At 64.8% G+C, this 1,230-nt stretch carries 1 protein-coding gene; it reads left to right on the top strand.

The window, feature by feature from the left end:
• A partial coding sequence (locus VTU_RS29325; protein ID WP_010108676.1) for a SwmB domain-containing protein occupies positions 1–1,230 on the top strand: 1,230 nt, incomplete at both ends.

Below are 1,230 nucleotides of genomic sequence, written 5' to 3'. Positions count from 1 at the left end.
CAGCAGCAGACACCACGCCCCCGGAGTTCCACAGCGCCACGGTCCGCGGCAACCAACTGGTGATCCACTTCACCGATCAGAGCGACTTGGACGATGTTTCGCTGGTTGAGCTGGTGAAGAACGATAACCTTTATGTAAGGTCCGACGGCTTGGGGCCCAACGGCAGCCCGACTTGGTGGAAGAGCGTTATTGGCAGCGCCGTCGTGGACGCGACGGCCAAGACCGTGACGCTGACACTCTTGCACCGCATGCCCCACGATCGGACGGTAAAAGTCACCTACACCAAGCCCGGGGCCGGCAATGTGCTGCAGGACGTGCATGGCAACCAGGCGGCCAGCTTCGATGAGAAGCCAGTGACCAACAACACGCCAACAGGAGCAGACACCACGGCCCCGGTGCTGAGTAGCGCCACGGTCAACGGGAATCAGCTGGTGCTGACCTACATCGAAGCGGAGAACCTGAGCGGGTATCTGCTCGAAGGCAACGCAGGCTTTACGGTCAGCAGCGCTGGTGGCACCGCCATCACCGTCACCGGCGCTGTGGTGGACGCGACGCACAACACCGTTACGCTGACGCTCAGCCGCGCCGTGGCCTACCGCGAGACGGTGACCCTCAGCCACACCATGGCGGGGGTCGAGGACGTTGCCGGCAACGACACAGCAAACTTCAGCAACCGGGATGTGACGAACATCACGCCCGCGCCACCAGACACCACGGCCCCGGAGTTCCACAGCGCCGCGGTCACCGGCAACCAGCTGGTGCTCACGTACGCCGAAGCCAACAGCCTGGACGCAGCAGCCCTCACGGGCAACGCCGGCTTTACGGTGAACACCGCCGCTGGCGCAACGGCCATCACCGTGAGCAGCGCCGTGGTAAACGCCACGGCCAACACCGTGACGCTGACACTGAGCCGCGCCGTGACCCACGGGGAGACGGTGACCGTCAGCTACACCAGGCCCGAATCCGGCAATTGGGTGCGGGACGCTGCGGGCAACAATGCGGTGAACTTCATCAGCAGCCAGGCGGTGACCAACAACACGCCAGCCCCATCCGCGCTCAATGTCGAGATCACGCTGGCCGACAGCGCGCTCACCGCGGGCGAGACCACCACCGTCACCTTCACCTTCACCCGGCCCGTCAACGGCTTTGACAGCAGCGACATCTCGTGCACCAACGGCACGCTGAGCGCGCCCGTGGCCAACGCCGAGAGTACGGTCTGGACGGCCACCT

The organism is Verminephrobacter aporrectodeae subsp. tuberculatae At4, from assembly GCF_000193225.1.
GTDB classification, from domain to species: domain Bacteria; phylum Pseudomonadota; class Gammaproteobacteria; order Burkholderiales; family Burkholderiaceae_C; genus Acidovorax; species Acidovorax aporrectodeae.
The sequence above is the reverse complement of the archived record's forward strand: the minus strand, read 5'-3'. Positions and strand labels throughout refer to the sequence as shown.